At 38.4% G+C, this 22,823-nt stretch carries 17 protein-coding genes; 6 read left to right on the forward strand and 11 right to left on the reverse strand.

The features are described 5' to 3' along the window. Positions 1-77: 77 nt before the first annotated feature. The 6 genes from ACT29I_RS02080 to ACT29I_RS02105 all read right to left on the reverse strand — a co-directional run bounded on the left by ACT29I_RS02080 (position 78) and on the right by ACT29I_RS02105 (position 6,734). Positions 78-2,228 carry a biotin/lipoyl-containing protein gene (locus ACT29I_RS02080; RefSeq protein ID WP_444792600.1) on the reverse strand — a complete coding sequence of 717 codons (2,151 nt, stop codon included), beginning with the start codon at positions 2,226-2,228 and terminating at the stop codon, positions 78-80. A gap of 331 nt (positions 2,229-2,559) precedes the next feature. Next, positions 2,560-3,429, reverse strand: coding sequence for a tetratricopeptide repeat protein (locus ACT29I_RS02085; RefSeq protein ID WP_444792601.1), 870 nt, complete (start codon positions 3,427-3,429; stop codon positions 2,560-2,562). Between the two features lie 233 nt (positions 3,430-3,662). Next, complete coding sequence (locus ACT29I_RS02090; protein ID WP_444792602.1) at positions 3,663-3,962, reverse strand: hypothetical protein; 300 nt, start codon at positions 3,960-3,962, stop codon at positions 3,663-3,665. Positions 3,963-4,117: 155 nt separating this feature from the next. Continuing rightward, a complete protein-coding gene (locus ACT29I_RS02095; protein ID WP_444792603.1) occupies positions 4,118-4,462 on the reverse strand; it encodes a hypothetical protein in 345 nt (114 codons plus the stop codon). A gap of 492 nt (positions 4,463-4,954) precedes the next feature. Then, entirely contained in the window at positions 4,955-5,677 is a 723-nt protein-coding gene (locus ACT29I_RS02100) for a LytR/AlgR family response regulator transcription factor (RefSeq protein ID WP_430935030.1), read from the reverse strand. Continuing rightward, positions 5,667-6,734 (reverse strand): sensor histidine kinase, encoded by a 1,068-nt coding sequence (locus ACT29I_RS02105; RefSeq protein ID WP_444792604.1) that lies wholly within the window; start codon positions 6,732-6,734, stop codon positions 5,667-5,669. Before ACT29I_RS02105 ends, ACT29I_RS02100 begins: the two co-directional genes overlap by 11 nt. Before the next feature lie 343 nt (positions 6,735-7,077). On the opposite strand from ACT29I_RS02105, the gene ACT29I_RS02110 reads away from it, so the two are divergent. Then, positions 7,078-8,856, forward strand: coding sequence for an SLC13 family permease (locus ACT29I_RS02110; RefSeq protein WP_430935028.1), 1,779 nt, complete (start codon positions 7,078-7,080; stop codon positions 8,854-8,856). Positions 8,857-8,916: 60 nt separating this feature from the next. Here the strand turns inward: ACT29I_RS02110 and ACT29I_RS02115 are convergent, their stop codons facing one another. Together ACT29I_RS02115 and ACT29I_RS02120 are read right to left on the reverse strand one after the other, a co-directional pair. Beyond that, complete coding sequence (locus ACT29I_RS02115) at positions 8,917-9,294, reverse strand: RidA family protein (protein ID WP_430935027.1); 378 nt, start codon at positions 9,292-9,294, stop codon at positions 8,917-8,919. A 441-nt stretch (positions 9,295-9,735) separates the two neighbouring features. Beyond that, complete coding sequence (locus ACT29I_RS02120) at positions 9,736-12,561, reverse strand: putative LPS assembly protein LptD (RefSeq protein WP_430935026.1); 2,826 nt, start codon at positions 12,559-12,561, stop codon at positions 9,736-9,738. Between the two features lie 418 nt (positions 12,562-12,979). Between ACT29I_RS02120 and ACT29I_RS02125 the strand changes: the two genes are divergently transcribed. The 4 genes from ACT29I_RS02125 (at position 12,980) to ACT29I_RS02140 (ending at position 17,479) form a co-directional block, all read left to right on the forward strand. After that, positions 12,980-14,065, forward strand: coding sequence for an N-acetylmuramoyl-L-alanine amidase family protein (locus ACT29I_RS02125; protein WP_430935025.1), 1,086 nt, complete (start codon positions 12,980-12,982; stop codon positions 14,063-14,065). 84 nt (positions 14,066-14,149) lie between these two features. After that, complete coding sequence (locus tag ACT29I_RS02130) at positions 14,150-15,145, forward strand: GntR family transcriptional regulator (protein WP_444792605.1); 996 nt, start codon at positions 14,150-14,152, stop codon at positions 15,143-15,145. Positions 15,146-15,350: 205 nt separating this feature from the next. Then, positions 15,351-16,166, forward strand: a complete 816-nt coding sequence (locus ACT29I_RS02135; protein ID WP_430935023.1) for a mechanosensitive ion channel family protein — start codon at positions 15,351-15,353, stop codon at positions 16,164-16,166. 431 nt (positions 16,167-16,597) lie between these two features. Then, positions 16,598-17,479, forward strand: coding sequence for a DUF3078 domain-containing protein (locus ACT29I_RS02140; protein WP_430935022.1), 882 nt, complete (start codon positions 16,598-16,600; stop codon positions 17,477-17,479). Positions 17,480-17,541: 62 nt separating this feature from the next. On the opposite strand, the gene ACT29I_RS02145 is transcribed toward ACT29I_RS02140, so the two are convergent. Continuing rightward, on the reverse strand, positions 17,542-19,404 hold the full coding sequence (locus ACT29I_RS02145; protein ID WP_430935021.1) for a sulfatase family protein: 1,863 nt from the start codon (positions 19,402-19,404) through the stop codon (positions 17,542-17,544). A gap of 335 nt (positions 19,405-19,739) precedes the next feature. Here ACT29I_RS02145 and ACT29I_RS02150 point away from each other — a divergent pair, with 335 nt between their 5' ends. After that, on the forward strand, positions 19,740-20,573 hold the full coding sequence (locus ACT29I_RS02150; protein WP_430935020.1) for a phosphatase PAP2 family protein: 834 nt from the start codon (positions 19,740-19,742) through the stop codon (positions 20,571-20,573). Here ACT29I_RS02150 and ACT29I_RS02155 read toward each other — a convergent pair whose 3' ends face one another. Together ACT29I_RS02155 and ACT29I_RS02160 are read right to left on the reverse strand one after the other, a co-directional pair. Beyond that, a complete protein-coding gene (locus tag ACT29I_RS02155) occupies positions 20,574-21,470 on the reverse strand; it encodes a DMT family transporter (RefSeq protein ID WP_430935019.1) in 897 nt (298 codons plus the stop codon). It abuts the gene before it with no gap. Next, positions 21,471-22,574: a glycosyltransferase family 4 protein gene (locus ACT29I_RS02160; RefSeq protein WP_430935018.1), complete on the reverse strand. Its 1,104-nt coding sequence runs from the start codon at positions 22,572-22,574 to the stop codon at positions 21,471-21,473. Positions 22,575-22,823 lie beyond the last annotated feature (249 nt).

The following is a 22,823-nucleotide window of genomic DNA, read 5'->3' on the forward strand; positions in this document are numbered from 1 at the left end:
TGAAGAAACATCATTTACAAAAAAATCCCCTACTTATATCATGAGCAGGGGATTTTTATATTATAATGGTCAGGATCTTATCCCTGAACTAAGTCTAGTACTTTTGCATCGGCAGCAACGGTATCACCTACTTCAACAAAAATCTCGTTAACGGTACCGGCAAAGTCGGTCGTAATGCTGTTTTCCATTTTCATGGCCTCAAGAATTATCACAACCTGTCCTTTGGTTACAACATCACCCGGGGTTACCTGGATATCAAGAATTTTACCCGGCATAGGTACAGTTACAGCTTTTGTTGGACCGGTTGCTTTTGGAGCAGCTTTTTTAGCCTCCTTAGTCGGAGTAGCAGCAGCGGGAGCCACGGCCTCGTCAACAATATCCATAATAGCAGCATCGGCAGCAACAGTTTCGCCTTCTTCGGCAATCAGGGTGTTTACATACCCTGCATAGTTCGATGTAATACTGTTTTCCATTTTCATGGCTTCCAATACGGCCACAGGCTGATCTTTTTCTACTTTATCACCCGGCTGCACAAGGTACTGAATTATTCTGCCCGGCATTGGAACCGTGATTTTTTTACCACTTACTTTTTTAGCTGCTTGGGGAGCTTCAGTTTTGGTGGTTGTAGCTTCTGCTTTAGGTTCGCTGGCTTTTTTAGCTTCCCAGGCTGCTTTCTTAACTCCTTTTAAAAAGTTTTTCGCAACCATTGGGAATAACTCAAGAAGCAATACCTCCTCTTCGTTTTCCGCAAGTTTAACACCTCCACAATCCTCTAGCACAGGATTCGGTTGCATTTTATATTTGGATGTATCAAATGGGCGCTCATCTTTATGTCCACAAATTTTTTCGCGGAACTCCGGTTTGATGGGAATTGGAGTATCGCCGTATTCACCTTTAACCAAGCTAATAAACTGGTTAGATACGTTGGTGTACATTTCGCTTCCTTTTTTGATGTCCATCGCACAGTTCACCGCTTGAGCACCTACAATCTGGCTCGTTGGCGTTACCAATGGAGGCAGACCTGCATCTAAACGAACCTGAGGAATTAATTTCATGGCATCCTCCAGGATATCTTCCGATTTAAGGGCTTTAAGCTGAGCCACCATGTTGGTGTACATTCCGCCAGGTATCTGGGCGTTCTTAACCAACTCGTTTGGTTTCGGAAAATTAAAATAAGCTTCAATGGCATGGCAAGAGCGCACCAAATCTTGCTCGTTACCTTCTTTGGCATCTTTGATAGCTTTGTCAAACTCAGCTTCAATTTCGGCAGGAAGCTTATCGGTAAGCGGATTAAATGGATTTGGGTAGTGTTTACCGGCATCCACATCAGCTAATTCCTGGCGTATAGTATATAACTCTTTGTTGATTTTGGCAACAGCTTCCATGTTGACATCCATCTCGACACCTAACTTTTGGGTAAACAGGTAAATCAACTCTATGGCAGGAGCAGCAGGACCGCCTGCAAAGTTCCAGATATTGGTGTCAACCACATCCACACCGGCTACTATAGCGGACAATACAGCAGCTAATCCGTAACCGGGAGTACAGTGCGTGTGAAAGTCAACGGGTACCTTAACCGCTTTTTTGAATGCGCTAACCAGTTTGGCAACGCGCACCGGAGGAATAAGACCACTCATATCTTTGATCGTGATCATATCAGCTCCTAACTTCTCAAGTTCCTTTGCCTTGTTCACGAAGTAGTCATCTGTAAATACAGGCTTTGGAAGTGGCTTTCCTTTTAGTAAAGCTTTATAGCGTGCTGCTCTTCTGTACTCAGGGTCAATGGTGTAACAAACAGCACAGTCTGCAATGCCACCATGCTCTTTTACATACTTGATCGTAGATTTAACGTTGTTGATGTCGTTAAGGGCATCAAATATACGCATGATACCTAAACCTGAGCTGATGGCGTTTTTACAGAAACCATCAATAATCTCATTGGTGTAAGGTGTGTATCCGAATAAGTTTCTTCCCCGAGAAAGTGCAGTAAGCTTACTTACATCACCCACTGCCTTTTTAATGGTTTGAAGACGTGTCCAAGGATTTTCGTTTAAATAACGCATTACCGAGTCTGGTACGGCTCCACCCCAAACTTCCATTGCATAAAAGTTCGCGTCCTTGTAAAAAGGTAACACACGATCAATTTGCTCCTGTCGCATTCTGGTTGCGAATAACGACTGCTGACCGTCTCTGAGCGTTAGGTCTCGAATCAATAATTTCTTTGACATGTTTTTGGTTTGCTACGGTTATTACTGAATTATCTTTGGCACAAAAATAATATAATACCGCTTGTATGCAACCTTTATTAGTTAGGTAATATACCTATTTTATAACATGCCTTTTTGTAATAAAGAAATTTTTCTTTAATATTACACTGCCTTTATAGGTATTCGCGCTAAAGAATCCCAAAAACTGACTTTTATCCTGTTTTTTAGCTTACGTTCCTTAAAAAAGACTGATGATACAAACTTGGAATGTGTAATTTGTTACTTAAATGATTAATTTGACAAATATTGATGCTATTTAACGTTTAGTTAGCAACTCAATCATAATAACAATTTATAACTGGACTGCCTTATCGTCCATTTTTAACCTTTTATAAACAACCTTTAAACAACTTGCAATTGTTTTATCATTGGGTGATGTTTCGTATGCTTTCTCCAGGTAAGGCAGCGCTTTTTTGTACCCCTCTTTAATTTGATCTAGCTTTTTTACAGTATTACTGTAGTCTACTCTGCTTGGTTTAGCAATTGCCTCGTACCTTTTGGTTTCTTTCTGTAAGAGGTTATCGGTTTTTTTGAAATATACAATTCCCAATTTTTTAACAGCTTTGGTGTTGGACTCGTCCAGTTTCATTATTTGTAGCAACGCATCAGAAGCTTCGTCATACTTTTTAAGTCTTTCCAATGATGAACCATATAAATATAAACTGTTTAAATCGTTAGGATTATTCTCAAGAGCAGTGCTTAACGCTGCGCATGCTTTATCAAACTGACGAGAGTTATAATAAAAATAACTAATTTGTTTAATGTAATTTTTTTTGTGGTTAGGGTACATCTCTTGTCCCTTTAATAAAGCTTCCTCTGCTTTTTTCAGATCTTTATTACCTGTATAGGCTTGCGATAGAGTGATATATAAATTGGGTTCTTGATAATTTAAATCATCACATTTAATTAAAAAAGGTAAAGCTTTATCGTAGTGTTTACACCTGGAATAGCTTTGTCCAGCTTTGTAAATAGATAGGGTGTCTGTTAAGTTTTCATTTTCGTAAGCTATAGTTGCTTTTTCGTAGGTAATAGCCGCCTTGGGGTAATTTCCTTGCCCTTCGTACATAATTGCTTCACTTTTTAAAATATCACCTTGTTGAGCATTTAAATATAATGAAGAGGTGGTTAAGAGTAGTAAGATAACAGAGAATCTAATTTTCATTGTGGTTCTTTTTTACAAAGGTATTAATTTAGCCATAGTCATCCATGTTTGACCTGGCACAATATTGTAAAATTAGTTATCCTTGTTAGTGAAACAGTATAATTTGGAGTTTGAAAGGATACATAAAAAGAGATTGCCGGTACCAACAATCTCTTTTTAGTTTTTAGTCATTGAAACCAAACTAGCTTGCATCTCTAATCGTCTTTTGTATCCGTTTGTTCCGAATAAACTTGTCAGGCTAACCTGTTGACAACATGTTTGGCAAAATAAACATCTAGTAGTGTGTCATATAATTCGCGCATGGTTTCCCTGGCATCTCCAATAAGTTCCGATAATTTAATAACGGTATCGTCATTTAGCGTAATCTCCAGGTCTTTTTCCTTTTTACAGAAACTTGAACCTTCGCCCGAATCATCAATAATCTCTGTTACTGCAGCAGATTTTTGTAACACTACTCCAACATATATTTTGTGAATGGTAGAATCTGTTTTTTGGTCGTTAGTCCTGTTTAAAGTAATATTAACATTGGTCAAATTATAGTCAATGGGCGTGTAGGGATGTCGCTTCTCTGGATTTTTAATAATAGAGACAGTTTCGTCATAAATTATATCACTCGATGATAGTAATTTATATAAATAGGTAATGGTATCAGTTTTAGCTTAGCTTATGTATAGTCCTTGTTAAACGCCTATTTGGACTGGTAACTGATATCTGAAAAACTTCCGTAATGCTCATTAATGTATACGCTTCCTGCATCCTCTTCATCTATTTTTATAGAGCTGTTAAGTAAAAAGTTGTAAGCAAAAAAGCCTTCGAGGTCTTCGTATTCAGATTCTTTTGTAGTGATTGTAAAAAAATATTGGTAAGTGTAGAATCCGTTTCTTCTATTGCCTAAAATAAGATACACAGTGCTGGTCGTCTTTTCTTCGGGTAATCGGATAATAAACTCCTCCGAATCGTCGGTGTTCGAGAAAAAACCGTATATGACCTTGCTGGCGTTGAGTCCCTTTACGGTAAGAATGGCCTGAGACATTCAATAGTAAATACCGCTTAAATCGGATAATGAAATATAATAAGTAACTTCTTCATCATATCCATCAACCGCCGATTTAGTGGAGCTCTCGCTCATGGTCAAAAGGTCGTAGCCAGTCTAGTTCGTAGTTTTGTCAATGCTGGAGGAGAGTTCGTTGGAGGTGTCAACAATACCCTGCTCTGCTAGTCCTGTGGTTTCCCGGGAAGAGCCATTTTCTTCCAAATTGTTGCAGCTAAAGCAGATAAAGTGTAGCAGCGCAAGGAGACTTAATAACTAACCTATCCGTCTTTTTTTTTGTTGATTTTAGGGTAGAAACTAATAGCCTTCAACTAAAATAATAAAGGAATTAGATAAATTAATTGTTAAAGATATAAAGTAAAAGAACGTAGACTTATGGTTATTTTTAACCCATGTGCCAGCAGTTTATAAAAACACTTGGGTGTTCAGTATTTAGGAATAAGTAGGTGTAATTTTTTTTGATCAGTTAATGTTTTACTTAATCATTTTTAAAAAATCTTCTTTATAGATATCTCCAATCGGAATCCACTGGTCGTTAATCACAATACGGTTTTTGGTAATGGATTTTATGTGATGAATAGAAACAATAAAAGATTTGTGAACTCGTGCAAAACCATGTTCTTGGATTGTGAGCATTATGTTTTTAAGTGTGTTGTGCGTGATAATCGGTTTTTTTGAATTAACTAAGTGAATTTTAATGTAATCTTTAAGTCCCTCAATGTATAATATGTCTCCAAAATTAACTTTACGATCTTTGTAATCAACCTTAATAAAAAAATAGTCCTGCTTTTGCACCTCAGTTTTTACCGGTGAATCTGCGGCTGTATTCTTGTTTTTTAATGCAAAGTAGTTAATGGCTTTGTTGGCCGCTTTTAAAAAACGTTCGAATGGAATGGGCTTAACCAAATAATCCACGGCATTCAGGTCAAATGCCTCAATGGCATACTCGGAGTAGGCAGTTGTAAAGATAAACATAGGTTTCGTCTCGATGCTATTGATAAAATCAAGACCGGTAACATTGGGCATGTGAATATCCAAAAACACAAGGTCAATCTCGTATTTGCGGAGGCAGTCAAAGGCTTCAAACGCCGAACTGCATTTGGCTTTCAGGTTTAAGAAAGGGATTTTTAAAACGTAATCCTCAATTAAATCCTGGGCTAAAGGCTCATCGTCAACAATAATACAATTAATGGTCATTTAAATACAATGTTAGTTTTACCATGAACTTTTTCTCGTTTTCACTGATGTTTAAGGTATAGCGATGTTTATATAAAAGTTCCAATCTTTTTTTAATATTGCTCAAACCAACACCCGACTGTTTAGATATTTTTTCTTTACGGCTGGATGTACTATTAATTACCAATAGAGTTATTTCGGTGTCTTCTATCGATATTTCAATATCAATAGAGCAATGGTTCGCATAATCTATACCATGTTTAAATGCATTTTCTATAAAGGGCAAAAAGATAAGCGGCTCTATTTTTTTGTTTCCTATTTTTCCTCTCACATAATAATCTATATCAACGCTTTTTGCTAAACGGATACGTTGCAAATCAATAAAATTCTGAACGTAGTTTACTTCATCCTTTAAAAACACCAGCTCCTTATCCGCTTCATAAATATTATAGCGCATTAATTCCGATAATTTTAATATCGTTTGCGGAGCTTTATCGGACTTAAGCTGTGCCAATGAATATATATTGTTTAAGGTATTAAAGAAAAAATGAGGGTCAATTTGTGATTTAAGATAGGACAGTTCTGCATTCAACTTTTCTTTTTTTATCTCATTTTTCTCTTTTTCATTGAGCAACCAACTGCCTGTTACACGTATACTCGTACCTATGCCAATTAATGCCAGGGTTACCACTAAAAAAATATTTCCTTTATCACGACGTATAAAGTGTCTGCGCAATTCATCTTCCGGTACTATATTATTTAATGGGTCAAAAAAACGCTGGTGCTCCGCAAAAGGGTGATTCGATTCAAGGTAACGGATTACCAATAACACAGAAACCAATAATACTATGAGTGAGGCGAAGTACAGAAAAAATTTCTTCTTAAACAGAAACAAAGGTACCAGTCCTGAATAATTAATATAAAAAATACTAATTATTGTCGCATTCATCGTGGCAAACTGCTTCATTGGAACCATTGCCAAATCAAAGTTGAAAAAGAACAATAAAGGGCTCGAAAATAGCAACAGCCAAAACAGGGCGTGGATTAACACGATGTATATATTTATCTTTTTGCGCACCAAGGTTTTATTTTAAATATTTTTATCCGCGATAAAAATATTCTTTTTTTTAGGTATTGGCTAATTATTTACTCTCAACAAGCAGTTTTGTTCTGCAACCTAATACTTTTCTCCTATGAACTAACTTATGAAACGACCATGCAAATTTGATTATCCATATTTACGCACAGCGGATGATCAAAATTATTTGGGAGTTCCATCTGACAAATAAAAATAAATTTAAACATGAAAATTTGTTTTGAGCGATATGCATAACTTGTTCGTAAATTAGCGATATGCAAGACCTACATTTATAAGTATTTTTCTATTTTTGTGGGTTATTGGAGAAACTTTTAAAGACCTTATGCAGCATTTTGATGTAATCATTGTATTTGTCGTTCTGGCATTTATTTTAATATCTTTATATAGAGAGCTTTTGGGAGCAGCCTTTACTTTTTTTGTGGCGGTAATGGTCCTGGGTTTTTTTGGTGTATTAACACCAAGTGAGATATTGGCCGGGTTTGCAAACGAACAAATTGCGGTTATTATGATGTTGTTATTGTTGGGTGATGCCATTCGACAAATTTCGGTCATAGAGATATTCTTCAGTAGAATATTTCCGAGAACCAGCGGGTATAAGGGGTTTCTTTCCCGAATTATGTTTTGGATTGGAGGTTTTTCAGCTTTCCTGAATAATACGCCATTGGTTGCGGTAATGATGCCTTACGTGCACAACTGGAGCAAACGGAATAACATTTCGCCATCGAAGCTACTGTTACCATTGTCGTATGCGGCTATCCTTGGCGGGTGTGTAACCTTAATAGGTACCTCAACCAACCTGATTGTCAATGGGATGGTAATTGATCAGACCATATTTCCCGATATGGAACCTTTGCACATGTTCGATTTCTTTTGGGTAGGTTTTCCCATGCTGATCATTGGTTTTTTGTATTTGTTCTTTTTCGCCCACAAATTATTACCTGACAGAATTCCCTTGACCAAAGAAATTACCGAAAGCGAACGTAAATATTTAGTGGAGGCGGTTGTGCGAAAATCCTCTAAACTAATTGGTAAAACCATTGAAGAATCTGGATTAGGAAATGAAAAAGGACTGTTTCTGGCCGAGGTGGTCAGGGGCAAGTATACATTTCAGGTATTTGATAAAGATTTTATTCTGGAAGCAGGCGATTTGCTGCGTTTTGCGGGTGAGTCAGAGGATATTGCAAACCTGTTGTCGGATGGTAGCGGACTGACTTTGCCTACGGTAGGAATGATGAGCAAACTAAAAAGAGCAGATGTTGTTGAGATCGTCATTTCCCATAACTCCTCACTCATATCAAAAGAGGTGAAGGAGGTCAACTTTCGCGGCAAGTACGATTCGGTGCTTTTGGCCATGCATAGGAACGGGGAGCGCGTTATGGGAAAGTTGGAAGAGGTAAAACTGAAAGCAGGAGATGTTATTCTTCTGTTAGCGGGTGATGACTTTATGTCGCGTTCGCAGGATGACATAGATTTTTACCTGATATCGAAGGTGAAAGAAGTACGAAAACCCGAGCGTTATAAAATATGGACTTTGTTTGGCGGAACGTTATTGGCCATTTTCTTATCGGCCCTGAACCTGATCCCATTGTTTATGGGATTGCTGGTGGTATTGGTAGTTATTAATATATTAAAAGTGGTCAGCGCCAAGGATCTGCCTAAGAACATTGACTATAACCTTGCAGTGATTATTGCACTATCATTGGCCTTGGGAACGGCTATGATAAAGACCGGAGTGGCGGATATGATTGCTAATTTTCTGATATCTATATTCTTCCCTTTAGGGAAAATTGCAATATTGACGGGTATTTATTTGATAACAACAGTGTTGGCTGCTTATATCACAAACAAGGCTGCAGTCGCTATTGTATTCCCTATATCATTAACCGCAGCCCATACTTTAGGATTAAACCCATTGCCTTTTGCATTGGTAGTTTCGTTTGCGGCAGCGGCCAATTTCTTAACACCTATCGGTTATCAAACCAATATCATGGTTTACGGACCGGGAGGATATAATTTTAAAGACTTTTTTAGGGTAGGTTGGCCCTTGACCATTATTTATATGGTGGTTACTATTACTATTCTATACCTTATGTATTTTTAGATTGGCTATCAGGTATTAGCCAGTAGCTTCGTGCTAATGCCCAAAAGCCAATATTCTTTATTACTTCGCCGCAATAGTTTCAATCTCCACTTTTACACCAAGCGGAAGTTCTTTAACAGCAAAGGCTGCCCTGGCAGGAGGGTTTTCTTTATAGTAGCTACCATAAACCTCGTTCATCGCCTTAAAATCTCCCATGTCCGACAACAGACACGTTGATTTTACCACATCAGCAAAGGAATAGCCTGCCTGGGTTAGGATGGCTTCAATGTTTCTCATCACTTGTTCTGTTTGGGCTGTTATGCTTTCGGCTTCCACCTTTCCGGATTCGGGGTTGATGGGCACCTGACCGGAAATAAACAGCATCCCATTCATTTCAACGGCTTGGCTATACGGACCAATGGCCGCAGGGGCGTTTTTAGTATTGACAATTTTCTTCATTATTATTGATTTTTTACAAAGGTAGTTGATTTTAATAAATAAATACCGGGTTTATATCAGGGGGCAGGGAATTCGCCTTTAAACGCGGATTTGGTATTAGAGGTAGGGTATGACCATTTAAAATACCATAAAACAAGGAGTTGCAGAAACAACGCATAACTTTTACCGATTACTTTCGGGAGCACTGCTCTGGTGAGTTGAAGCAACTTAGTGAAATACCTTGTTTTAAAGTAATTTCAATGTGTAATAGAATTTCTAATGCATATTGCGGGTTAAACATTATTCCACCGCACACCTCTATACATCCGAAGGGTTGCGGAAGGTTTTAAAGAAAACCGTGCCCACGGCACCCATTTGGTAATTTAAGGATGCGGGAAGGCAATAAAACAGAAAAGCCTTCTAAAAAAAAGAACGTTTTGATTTATCTTTAATCATATCCTATCAAAAATAACTGGAGTTGTCTCTGGCGCTACTGCGTTTTTCGTATTTTAAATCCTGAAGTATAGAGGAATTAACACTGATGGAGAAAAAATAGGATTTGTATGTTCCAACCGGAACCAGGTTAAAGCTCATTCCCCAACAATGAAGATCCCTTGAAATCCTTAGGTTTGTATGCGATATTTCTTTGGTGTCAAAGTTGTATCCCGATGAAAATGAGAACTTCCATTTGGGGGTTAGCGAAAAATCCCCGTTGAGGTTTACGTCAGAGGTTATGGTACGTTTATACGCCATTTTTTCTTTGTTAAAATCCCCGTTTACCATCCTAAAGCTGTAGTTCAAAGAGAGGTTCCAGGGAAAGTCAAATTTGGTATATCCATCGTCTGTCATATGGGAGCTACCTCTTTCTGTACCTCTGGTATCTGCAAAAGCATCTTCAACCCTGTCGATTCGCTCTAACGGGTTGTCAAATTCCTCTTCCTCCGGAAACTCCCCTTCCCCCTCTTCTTCGGAAGTTGATTCTCCCCTGCGTTTTTCGAGCCATTTCTTTATTTTATCGGAGCCAATTGAAATACCGAAATTAAGATTGGCCGACTCCAACCGCATCAGTTTACCCGTAGCCTTGAAATGAGAGGTGTTGATCCGTATAGGCGATCCTGTTGAGCTTGTATCTAGCGCATACGGATCGAATGTAGCTCCGAAGTTAATGCTTGTTCCCAAAATTTTAGTACGACCGCTCATGCTGATTCGAGACCATTTTAAAGAATCGGCCATAAAATTGTGCGAGGTGGAAAAGTTAAGTCCCTCCAATATTTTTATTTTCTTAAAACCGGAGGTGTCGCGTTCGCTTTTAACCTTCATTTCAAGGGTGTTGCCCAATGACAAGCCCAGCGATCCGGATTTCCCTCTACCCGGTGTTCCATACAAGGCACCATCATAAAGCGAATAATCGTGCCTGATGATTGAGTCCTGGTCGGGATCATAGTACTCGAACCAATCGTAGTAGCCATATTTTTCATCCCCGAAATCGGGTCGGTACGATAAGCTGGCGGAGGGAGTCATTACATGACGTATTTTATCCACTTTATCGCCAAACAACTTTTTCCATGGTGTAAAAAACGAATAGAATTTAGTGGACGTACTCACCGAATAACTGTAGTCATATACCCTTTTAAAGCCTGTGGTGGTATCCGCAGTGACTATACTCTCCGAGTCCTCGTCCCACTCTTTTGATATGGATTTCGTGTACCATCTTTCCGTATAATTAAAGGAAGGGGTTAAGGTGAAATATTTCAGCATCTTTAAATTTAACGATACAGGCACACTATGTTTCATTCCATTCTGCCATTCACTGGGAAACGACTTATCGCCAAGTTCATACTCTTTGGCACTGATATAGTTTTTAACATTACCGGTATATGATAAACTCAGCTTTTCGTACCAAGCCTCATCGCTTCCGACCTTATTTTTCCTTTTAAAAGGAAATTTACGGTTCATGGTTAAGGTTAAGTCGGGTGTGGTAAAACTAACCGTGGTATCCCTTGTGTTTTGTGAGGCCAATAGGTTGGCAGAAAAATTAACGCCAGATTTCGGAAATCTTCTGCTATAAGAAATACTTGATCGTTTTGTGTTGGTTGCCAGCAAGGTAGCGTTGATGATACTGCTAACGTTGTTTCTGTCGTACGAACTGCTGGAATAGTTAACACTGGCAGAAAAGGTTTGATACGGATTGGCCTTTGCATCCTGCCGGTGCGACCATGAAAGGGAAAAGTCCTTTGATTTACTATAGTCGGGCAAATCCTTTTCGCCTGTAATATTAACAATGTAGTTTACGTTAATACTACCACTGTAAGAATAGCGTTTTTTATATTTTGATGCTAGTCGTGAACCCCATGAATTGTTTGCATATAAATCGCCGGTGACTGCCAAATCAAAATAATCGCTGGCCGCCCAGTAATATCCCCCGTCCCGTAAAAAAATCCCACGGGTTTCTTCCTCTCCGTACGAGGGCATGATAATGCCTGAACTGTAACTCGAGGTAGACGGGACAAAACCAAAGGGTATTCCAATGGGATAAATTGGGATATCCTCTACGACCAGATATGCGGGTCCGGTGATGATTTTTTTGCCGGGTATTACTTTTGCCTTGGTCATGTTAAGATAAAAGTGCGGATGCTCATGGTTATCACAAGTACTGTAATGACCGTTTTTTATCGAGAAGGAATCATCGGGTGACTTTTTTGCCAGGCTACTTACAACATATCCCTCACCTTGTTCGGTAACTACATGTTCAATCAAGGCTTTCTCGCTCTTAAAGTTGTACTTAATGGTTTTCATTTCGTACGAACCCTGTTTATCGGTAAAAACAGGCAAACCGGTAACAACGCCGGTTGTGTCCTCCAAACCGTAGGCATAGGTAAGGCTACTATCCAGGTCGAGTTCAATACAGGCCGCTGTTAAGGTAATGTCCAGGTATTTTACTTCGGCATCACCATATAAATAAACCTTTCTCGATTCTCCCTTTTCAATATTTCCGTTAGTTAATATAATGGAGTCTTTAGCGGTATAGGTAACTTCTGCATCAATGCCGAGTCCTCCAGGACGCTTACCGGACATTGTTGTGTCAGATGGAGCCACTATACTATCCGCCCGGAGAATAGGCCGCAGATCGCCTATTGCCGGATTTATGCTGTCCCGTGCCGCCAGTGCAGGTTCTCCAATATTTTGGCCAAATGATAATCGAAATAAAGAACAGAATACCACCAGGGTAGTCAAAGTCCGCAGGCAAGGCCTTAAACCTTGGTATAATTTGTGTTTAGAAACAATCAATGAATTAGCGATTATGTGATTCAAATTGGCACAAAAATAAATAAAAATTGATGACACTATTGGTTTATTTAATAAAATAAACCGGACACCCATACATTGTATTCTGTGGCTTTCGTTAAACAGTTTGACCGAAAACAAAAATGATACCATAAAACCATGGATAGTGTAGGGAAAATACAATTGTTGGCATAAAATCAGAAATAGTATTAACCGTATCATATCTAGATCCATAAAGAATTATTATGTAGATATCGGAAGGAATATCTATTTTTACGGTTATATTTAAGTTTAGAGGTAAATATTAGTTTATCTAATTGCTAATTTTATTGATGAGCCTAAAAGGATAATATATTAATTAAACTATTTTTGAGCCAGGTTAAATGATAAACCAACGTTGGCCATAAAATTAGGAGTTGAAATGAGATTATTAAATATTAGCATATTTACGATATTATTTTGGTTGTGTGCAATGGGAATTGAGGCGCAATCGACAGGAAAACTCAAGAAAGTTGTAATAGACGCGGGCCATGGAGGAAAAGATCCTGGCGCACATGGTAAGTTTTCAAAGGAAAAAGATGTTGTACTGGCTGTAGCCCTAAAATTGGGTAATTATATTGAGAAATATTTACCTGAAGTTGAAGTGGTGTATACGCGAAAGAAAGATGTGTTTATACCGTTGAACGAAAGGGCTGCCATTGCAAATAAGTCGGATGCTAATTTGTTTATTTCCATACATGCCAATTATATCAGTAACCCCAGAATTATTGGTACCGAAACTTTTGCGCTAGGTCTTCACAGAACAGATGATAACCTGGAAGTTGCAAAGAAAGAAAACTCGGTAATTACACTGGAGGATGATTATAGCATTACCTATGAAGATTTTGATCCCAATCTGGCGGAGTCCTACATAATATTTGAGTTGTACCAGAACATATATCTCGACCAGAGTTTGGAGATGGCGAGATTGGTGCAGGAACAATTCGGTAAAAGAGTGGGACGCAGAAACCGGGGAGTTAAGCAGGCCGGTTTTTTGGTGCTTAGGGAAATTGCCATGCCTGGAATACTGGTTGAATTAGGTTTTTTAAGCAACTCGAACGAAGAAAGGTACTTGTCGTCCAATGAAGGACAAGCCCTATTGGCATCGGGGATATTTAGAGCGTTCAGAGATTACAAGAAACAGTTTGATGCCAAGAACAACCTGGGTGTTCCAACCCAAATGAATGTGGTAAAAGAAGAAACTCCTGAAATTATTTACCGGATTCAAGTGGCATCCAGTAAAAAGAAAATAAAACCTGGCAGTTCCATTTATAGGAAATTCGATGATGTATTTGAGTATCAGGATGGTAATATGTATAAGTATGCCATCGGAAAATCAAATAGTTTTGATGAAATCAGCCAGGAAAATCTTGTCGTAAAGAAAAAAATTAAAGATTGTTTTGTTATTGCTTTCGAGGATGGTAAACGTATATCGGTATCGGAAGCGCGTAAAAAAACAAAGGAATAACTCAAGGGGTAAAAAACAACTTTAATCCGATGTGGGGGCATCGGTTGTATGTGAGATGGTGAGGCCATCATAAATAAAACGACCATGAGTAACTTTATTCCTAAAGTAGACAATAATTCAAGTGTGCCTAAGTTTTTGCAATTGGTACGCTCGTTTGAGGATGCGGTTAAAAGCAAGTTGCTGAATGTTGGCGAGCTTTTGCCATCCGTTAACGAACTGTGCAAAGAATGCGACCTGTCGAGAGATACCGTATTTAAAGCCTATACCGAGCTTAAAAACCGTAAATTGATTGAGTCGGTGCCCAATAAGGGCTATTATGTGGCCAGTACCACGCAAAACGTGTTTTTGTTTCTGGATACTTTTAAAGCCTACAAGGAGGTGTTGTACGGAGCATTCAGGAGTGCCTTACCAAACAGTTACAATGTGGATGTTCATTTTCACCACTATAACACCAGGGTTTTTGAGGATATCGTGTTAAATGCCATTGGTAAGTATAGCCATTACATTATCATGAATTACGATGATAAGAAAGTAAAGGAAACGGTGTCAAAAATTGATCCTTCTAAATTGTTATGTATCGACTGGATTATCAATGTACCTGACAAATGTTCTTATCTCGGACAGGATTTTGGTGATCCGGTATTTGAAAATTTGGTTTTAATAAAAGACAAGCTAAAAAAATATAAGAAGCTGGTTTTTATTTATCCGGAGTTTACCAATCATCCAACCCAAACCATCACCGCTTTTGAAAAATTTTGTGCGGATCATGGTTTCGATTATAAAATAATATATCATGTTAAGGATATTGAAGTGATAAAAGGCGAACTGTATTTTACAGTGAGCGATAGGGTGATGGCAAAAATATTGGATTTTGCGCACGAACTGAATTACTCCACCGGAAGTGATATTGGAATTATTTCCTATAATGAAACACCCACCAAAAAATATATCAAAGACGGCATTACGGTTATATCTACCGATTTTGATAAGATCGGGACTAAAATGGCTGACTTTATCTTAAGCGGACAAAAAATCAGAGAATTTATCCCAACTAAGATGATTATCCGAAATTCTTTGTAAATTATACGGCAGAACTACTTTTCAGGAAAATTCCTATTGACTTTATAAGATTTTTGTTTGTAATTGGGCTTTGTAATAAACAAATGTGGCATTTGTGAGTTGTAAATAACGGAATTACAAGATTCGAATATTTAAATAAATTATTGTATGGTTTATAAGTTATACTTTTAATCCAATTCATGTTTAACCTAAATAAAATTAAAAGATGGAAGAAGTTATGGATTTTTTTAGGAATTCACAAGATGTGATTCTTGGTTATGCCGGACAGTTGGTGCTGGCCATATTAACGCTGATAATTGGTTTTTGGATAATCGGGAAGATTACCAAGGCCATGAAGAAAGGTTTTGCTAAAAGAGGTTATGATGAAACGCTGCAACCTTTTTTAATAGGGGTGTTCAACGCTTTGTTAAAAATAATGTTGGTGATCAGTGTGATGACCATGATCGGGATTCAGATGACCGCCTTTATTGCCGTTCTCGGTGCCGCAGGTCTGGCAGTGGGCATGGCTTTGTCGGGTACGCTACAGAATTTTGCAGGAGGGGTGATGTTACTAATTTTAAAACCCTTTAAAAAAGGTGATTTTATTGAGGCTCAGGGTTATGCCGGTGTTGTGGACGAGATTCAGATTTTTGTTACGAGACTTAAGACTGGGGACAACAGAAACATTTATATTCCCAATGGAGGCCTTTCAACGGCTAGTTTAGTTAATTTCTCGCAGGAAAGCACACGCAGGGTTGATTTTTCATTTGGCATTGGCTATTCGGATGATATCGCCAAAGCCAAAAAAGTAATTGCAGCGGTAATTGATGCCAGTGGTAAAGCACTAAGTGATCCTGCACCATTTATTGCGGTTGGTGAATTAGCAGATAGTTCAGTAAACATTACCACTAGGGTTTGGGTTAATGCGCCTGATTACTGGGGATTCTTTTTCTATATGAACGAAAATATTAAAAAGGAATTCGACAAACAGGGTATTTCCATTCCTTTCCCACAAACGGATGTGCATTTATTGAAGGAATAAACAAATTTTATTCTATGGTTTTGCAGGCTTTAGGTACGTGAGCAAAATTTATAATGCATTGTTATTTGACAATCAAGGGTGAAATACTTGATAATTAAGTTCAAAATAAATATTCATAAGTTTTGCCGAATAACCTGGACCAGCCAAAACCAAGGAAGTTTTTGGCTTGTTCAGGTTAGGTAGTTAAAGCTCATTTTTTTGTATTGAGGCAATGAATAAACCCGGATTATGCAATAGAGGTACGTAATGCATATTTAAAATACCGTAAAACAAGGCGTTGCTGAAAAAATGGCACCGATGTGGTGAGTTGAACCAGGTTGGTGAAACGCTTTGTTTTGAAGTCGTTGAATCGCGTATTAGGATTTCTAATGCAAATTGCGGGATATTGGGCGTTTTAGTCAAACATTTACAAATTAAAACTAAACTATCAAATGACAAAGTATACACTAACAGCATTTTTATGCTTTCTAACGTGGGCTTCCTGGGCTCAGAAAGCGAAGAACGATTCGGTTAAAAACTGGAAGGCAGGGGCTACTACTTCCTTGAATTTTTCGCAGGTTTCGTTAACTAACTGGGCGGGGGGTGGAAACAACTCCATTGCAGCAACATTGCTGTTTAAAGGACATTTAAACCATAAAAAAGGTAAGTTAGCCTGGGATAATACCTTGGATGTGGGTTATGGGCTTACCAAAACGGGAGATTATAAAATGGCCAAATCGGAAGATAGGCTTCAGTTTACGACAAAGCTGGGTTATGAAAACGGTAATCACTGGTTTTATTCGGGCATGGCTGATTTTAAAACTCAGTTTGCAGATGGGTATAAAGATCCTTTGGTTCAGGCAACTAAAATATCCGAATTTATGGCGCCGGGTTATTTGCAGTTTTCCCTGGGTATGGATTATAAACCTTCCGATAATTTTTCATTGTTTATTTCGCCTATAGCATCAAAGATGACCTTTGTATTAAGTGATTCCTTATCGAATATTGGCGCTTTTGGCGTAGAAGAAGGAGATAAGACCAGGAGTGAATATGGTGCCTCCATCAAACTGTTGGCCCAAAAGAAAGAACTGATTAAAAACGTGAACGGATATACCCGTTTAGACCTTTTTTCAAATTATGAGAGGGCTCAAAATATTGATGTGGATTGGGAATTGGGTCTAGATATGAAAGTAAATAAATATTTGAGTGCGGTATTTAAAACCAATATCCTGTACGACGATGACGTAAGCTATGTAAATAACGACGGGGAAAGTGAAGGTCCGAAAATACAAGTTAAACAACTATTTGGAGCAGGATTAACTTATTCGTTCTAAAGAACAAAAAAAATCTCTTTACCAACAAAAAGCCCGGAGCATTGCTCCGGGCTTTTTGTTGATCAAGAAAGTATTTCAAGATACATTAAACGTTGTTGAACCAGCTTATCTTGCTGCGTAGCCACAGGGATTTTATCTAGTCTTAAATTGAATTTATACTTGTGAACACAATCTTTCATCAATACAATGGAGTTTAATATGAGCAATGCTTCGTTTGGATCAGCCGAAGTATAGAGTGCATGGGTCATTACCTCAACCGGATTTCCATAACCCGTCATACCCATAAATTCGGCAGCCCTCACCCGGTTCATCAACTGCTCATCGTATTGTGCTATGTTTTGGATGATGTTCGTAAACTCCTGCGCTTCTTTTTCAAACTTTGTTGAAACAATCAATGCCCAATACCTGCTTAACCAGTCTTCCGATTTTAGCAATTTCGCTAATTTCTCCTTCGCATCATTAAAACTAACTAGCTCCAGATTGGCGATATCGATATATTTCTGAATCTGCTCTTTATTCTTTTTACCAAAAGCAACCGGGTTTTCAAATGCGTTTTTAATCAGGTAAAATTCAGGATAAAAAGATAGATCGGGCATACTTTTTAGTTTGTTTGTAAGCAATGCCCGCATTTCCTGAAGTTTGTTTTTATGCGTTTCGTCGTTTATTAGATTGACGGTCTCAAATGGGTCTGCCTCTATGTTGTATAGTGCTTCGGCTTGTTTTGTGTTAAAGAACTGGTCTTGTATCTGGTTCAGTTTTTCGTCTTCGTGCATCTGCGCCCATTCTTTGTAAGCCAATTGTTTATAACGATAGTTGTTCATCAAACCATCAAAATTAAAAGGCTGGAAATGACGGATATATTTATATTTCCCTTTTCTGATGGCCCTCACCATATCATATTTTTCGTCGAATCTATCCGCATAACTAAAAGTCTCGTCACGTTGACTTACCTCTTCAGCGGTAATGTTTTTTCCCAGGAAGGGTTTGCCATCAATTCCCTTAGGTATTTCAATACCGGCCAAATTAAGTATCGTAGCTCCAAAATCAATAAAGCTGACAAAACCATTGTTTTTGGTTCCCGGCTTTATGTTTACCAGATGCTCGTATTTTTTTGGAATGTGAACAACTAATGGAACATGCAGTCCCGTCTCAAAAATATAACCCTTGCTACCCGGTAAAACACCACCGTGGTCGCCATAATAAAATATAAAAGTGTTTTCCAGCAAACTATCTTTTTTTAACTCATCAAGTATATCTCCCACTTCCTTGTCCATCTGCATTATTTTATCGCGATACCAGGCATTGGTATATTTCATCAGTTTAGTGTCCGGATGATTGGGTTGCACAAAACACTGGTCCGGGTCGGTCAGGGTGGACTTTGTATTAAAATCCTCCTCCGAAAAATGTACCCTGCTTTCATGAGTGGTGACAATATTCTGGATATAGAAAAACGGTTGTCCGGGTCTTCTGTTGCGCCAGTGTGCCTTTCTGCTGGAGTCATCCCAAACCGTGTCCGATTTAAAAATGTTGTAATCTTCTTTGTTATTGTTACCCGTATAATAACCTGCAGCTTTCAGGTAGGCCGGGTACATTTCAATACCTGACGGCATGGGAACCATTTCAATTTTGCGGTGGTAGTGCGATGCGATTCTTGGTCCGTAACAACCCGATATTAACGTTGATCGGGCGGCACTGCACACAGCGGCATTAGAAAACGCGTTGGTAAAAATAATGCCGTTATCAGCCAATGATTCAATGTTTGGAGTAGGAGCTCCGTGTTCATCGAAAATATCCATATAGTGTTTTGAATTATCTTCGGATGTGATCCATACAATGTTAGGTTGTTCAAGCTTGGGCTTTGGTTTTTCGCAAGCGATGAATGTGGTTGTTATTGCTAATAATAGCAGGAGTTTAGAGATATTCATTGATATTAAATTTTGATTTGTTTTGAATGGCCAAAGTAGGAAATTATACTTTTTAATAGGATGAATAAAATGAAGAATAAAGGGGGATAAATGATTATGTATTCAATTGGTAAAGTGTAAGGGTGAAAAATATACCCGCCGAATTGGTAATCCTTTACTTAAATGTCGAAACTTTATTGTTATATTAATGGAAAAGAAGCAATTTTGCAGACTTGAACATAAAAGAAGCACCCAAGGTTGTTGGGAAATAAAAACACAAGGGAATGATGGAGATAAGCTAGGAGGAATTCGTCTCTTATCTATTTTCTCTCCGTTTCTTTTCTAATTTTAAACAGATGAAGAATAGTTGTATTATAGTTGTATTGATTTGCGTACTCATCCAAAATATAAATTCTCAAAAAACAGAAAGAGATTCAACATCGATATATAAAATAAATAAGACCATTGAAATACCGGTAACTGTTGGCTTATTTGTTGGGAGTTATTTTGGGTTTAGGCATTTATCTGATAAAGGTGGGCTTTCTCAAGCGGAGGTAGAAGCATTGGATACAAAGGATATTTGGAGGTTCGATAGGTGGGCGGCCGAGCAGGATGCCTCACAACGTAACGATTTTCATAATTCTTCAGATGTGTTCCTAAACAGTTCTTTAGCTTTACCCATTATTTTAGGTCTGGATAAAGAAATCAGAAAGGATTGGTTTGATATATTGGTCATGTACACTGAGATGCATGGCGTTAATAACGCATTTTATGTGGCCGGGGCTTCCACTTTTAATAGAAAAAGACCTTTTATTTATAGTGATTTAGTGCCCATGGACGAGCGCACGGCACCGGAAACAGAAAACTCTTTTTTCAGCGGACATGCGTCCACCGCAGCAGCATCCGCATTTTTTGCTGCCAAGGTGTATAGCGATTACCATCCTGAGTTGGGTAACAAGAAATATTGGCTGTACGGTGCGGCGATGGTACCTCCCACACTGGTTGGATATTATAGAATTAAGGCGATGAAACATTTTCCTACGGATATTATTGTGGGTACTGCAATAGGGGCAGCTGTTGGTATTTTAGTGCCTCATTTTCATAAACGTAAAAAAGAAAGTAGTTTTTCCTGGTCGCCAGTTGCTGGAAGTTATATGACTGGAATAACAGCAAAATATACTTTTAAGTAGTTAGAATATAAAAAACATAACCACACCTGCAAAAGCGACCACGGCACCAGCAATTTCCTTGGGTGTAATTTTCTCCTTAAATACAATTACAGCGGGAGCAATAATTAATACGGGAACTATAGCCATAATGGTTGAAGCTATGCCTGTTGTGGTGTGTTGAATGGCCAATAAGGACAAGGAGACACCCAAAAAAGGACCGAATACAGCACCAATTGATATACTTGCCATGGCTCTTTTGTTAGTAACAGCAGAAAATACGCTTTTCCATTTTCCCAGCGCAAAAAACAAAATAGCAAACCCTATAATTCCGGCTAAAATTCTTATTTGGGTAGATAGGAAGGGATCATAATCTTTCATGCCCAGTTTGGAGAAAACCAAGCCCAGTCCCTGACCAACTGCGCCGCCAAAAGCCAGTAATATACCTTTGACAGGGTATCGGATTTTTACAGCTCTTGAGTTTGTTTCCTTTGCCATTATAACCAAGGCAATTCCAATAATGGTTACCGTCATCCCAATTAATCCTGAAACAGACATCTGCTCATTGAGGATTATCCAGCCGAAAAATGCGGCGATGGGAGGGGTAAGCGCCATTATAAGCATGGAAACCCGTGCGCCAACAACAACAAAAGCCTGAAAAAGCAGCAAGTCGCCAATGACGAAACCTATAATTCCACTGATTGCAAGCCATCCCCATGCATTAAGCGAGGCATCCGAGGCAACAAAAAGCCCAGACCGCACAAAGGAAAAAATTCCAATTAAAAAAAAGGCAATAACCAGGCGAATAAGATTGACCGGTAAGGATCCAACTTTTTTTCCGGCAGATTCAAACGCCAACGAGGTTATGGTCCAGCATATGGCTGTCGCTAATGATACAAGCTCTCCGAGTATATTACCCATCTATAAAGGTTTTTTATACCTTGATTTCAGAATTTTTTTCTTTTTTCTTTGAATGAAAAGTGCAGGTAGATATGCACACGTCATACCCAATGCTAAAAGAAGCATACTCAGTTTAATGGTGCCAAAGTTACGCAAGGTAAAAGCCAGAAGCACGAAACCGATATTTACCAAACCAATGATTAATGAGGTTTGTAAATGCGTAAATCCAAGGGTCAACATTCTGTGATGGATGTGGTTTTTATCGGCGGCAAAAGGAGAATTTCCTTTTGAGATTCTAAAAATAAATACACGCAAAGTATCAATAACCGGAACTATCAATATTCCCAAAACCACGGCAGGAGCCGAATCCATGGAATATTTTAAGTTTCCGGCATTGGATGGAACATTAAATTCGGCAAACTTAATAGCCACCACCGCCAACAAGAAGCCTAACAGCAACGATCCGGTATCGCCCATAAAAATCTTTTGTTGTTTAGAGAAAACGTTATAGTAGGAGAAGGCCAACAATGCACCTATCAAGGCCGCAGAGAATACGGGAATATGATAATTACCGTTAATGTAAAACCAAATTGAGAAAGCAGACATGGATATTATACCGGTTATAGATGCCAATCCGTCTACGCCATCAATGAGATTAAAGCCGTTTAAAATAAAAACAAATAAAAGAAGTGTTATGGTAAAACTTGCCAAGTAGTTTGGTTCAAGCCCCAATAAACCGTGAAAAGAAGTTATTCTGAGATCACCCCAGCCTATGATTATAAATGCGGCCAGTATTTGTCCGAAAAGCTTCACCATAGGTGCGGTAATCATGATGTCATCTTTAATTCCAATGGAAAAGATGATTAAAAGTGCCGGAATCAAAAAAGGTATCTGGGTGAAACTGAACCAATCAGAGAATAGGGAATACGTGAATAAAAAGCTTAAAAAAATGGCTAAACCACCCAGGGTAGGGATTTTTATTTTATGAACTGTTCTTTTGTTGGGTTCGTCATATAGGTTTTTAGATTCAGCTACGCGCAATATGGTTGGAATAGACAGAAATACCAACAAAAAAGATAGCAGTCCTGCAAATGGAATTAGCAGTTTAATCAAATATTCACTCATGGCTTAAATAAATGTGGCGTAAAAGTATAAAAAAAACTGTGTTAAGCCTTTTTTATGCTTAATAAATACGAAATAGATATGTGTTTAGATAAGTTGCGGTGATAATGGTTTAAACAAATCCCATGTGCGCTGGATGAAATTTAAGGCCTGGATTGCATTCTTCATAAAATAGGGTAATAATGCACCAAAGACCTATTCAGCCTGCGCGGAATCGCGTGTAACCCCCTTTAACGTTTTAATGCAACATTC

The sequence above is a fragment of the Saccharicrinis sp. GN24d3 genome (genome assembly GCF_052400645.1).
GTDB lineage: Bacteria > Bacteroidota > Bacteroidia > Bacteroidales > Marinilabiliaceae > Saccharicrinis.

Bases quoted from the DNA above. Each gene is read 5' to 3' on its own strand.
- ACT29I_RS02110 (WP_430935028.1), top strand. From the start codon at position 7,078: ATGCAGCATTTTGATGTAATCATTGTATTTGTCGTTCTGGCATTTATT.
- ACT29I_RS02135 (WP_430935023.1), top strand. From the start codon at position 15,351: ATGGAAGAAGTTATGGATTTTTTTAGGAATTCACAAGATGTGATTCTT.
- ACT29I_RS02125 (WP_430935025.1), top strand. From the start codon at position 12,980: ATGAGATTATTAAATATTAGCATATTTACGATATTATTTTGGTTGTGT.
- ACT29I_RS02150 (WP_430935020.1), top strand. From the start codon at position 19,740: ATGAAGAATAGTTGTATTATAGTTGTATTGATTTGCGTACTCATCCAA.
- ACT29I_RS02085 (WP_444792601.1), bottom strand. From the start codon at position 3,429: ATGAAAATTAGATTCTCTGTTATCTTACTACTCTTAACCACCTCTTCA.
- ACT29I_RS02080 (WP_444792600.1), bottom strand. From the start codon at position 2,228: ATGTCAAAGAAATTATTGATTCGAGACCTAACGCTCAGAGACGGTCAG.
- ACT29I_RS02100 (WP_430935030.1), bottom strand. From the start codon at position 5,677: ATGACCATTAATTGTATTATTGTTGACGATGAGCCTTTAGCCCAGGAT.
- ACT29I_RS02155 (WP_430935019.1), bottom strand. From the start codon at position 21,470: ATGGGTAATATACTCGGAGAGCTTGTATCATTAGCGACAGCCATATGC.
- ACT29I_RS02145 (WP_430935021.1), bottom strand. From the start codon at position 19,404: ATGAATATCTCTAAACTCCTGCTATTATTAGCAATAACAACCACATTC.
- ACT29I_RS02130 (WP_444792605.1), top strand. From the start codon at position 14,150: ATGAGTAACTTTATTCCTAAAGTAGACAATAATTCAAGTGTGCCTAAG.
- ACT29I_RS02095 (WP_444792603.1), bottom strand. From the start codon at position 4,462: ATGTCTCAGGCCATTCTTACCGTAAAGGGACTCAACGCCAGCAAGGTC.
- ACT29I_RS02140 (WP_430935022.1), top strand. From the start codon at position 16,598: ATGACAAAGTATACACTAACAGCATTTTTATGCTTTCTAACGTGGGCT.
- ACT29I_RS02115 (WP_430935027.1), bottom strand. From the start codon at position 9,294: ATGAAGAAAATTGTCAATACTAAAAACGCCCCTGCGGCCATTGGTCCG.
- ACT29I_RS02160 (WP_430935018.1), bottom strand. From the start codon at position 22,574: ATGAGTGAATATTTGATTAAACTGCTAATTCCATTTGCAGGACTGCTA.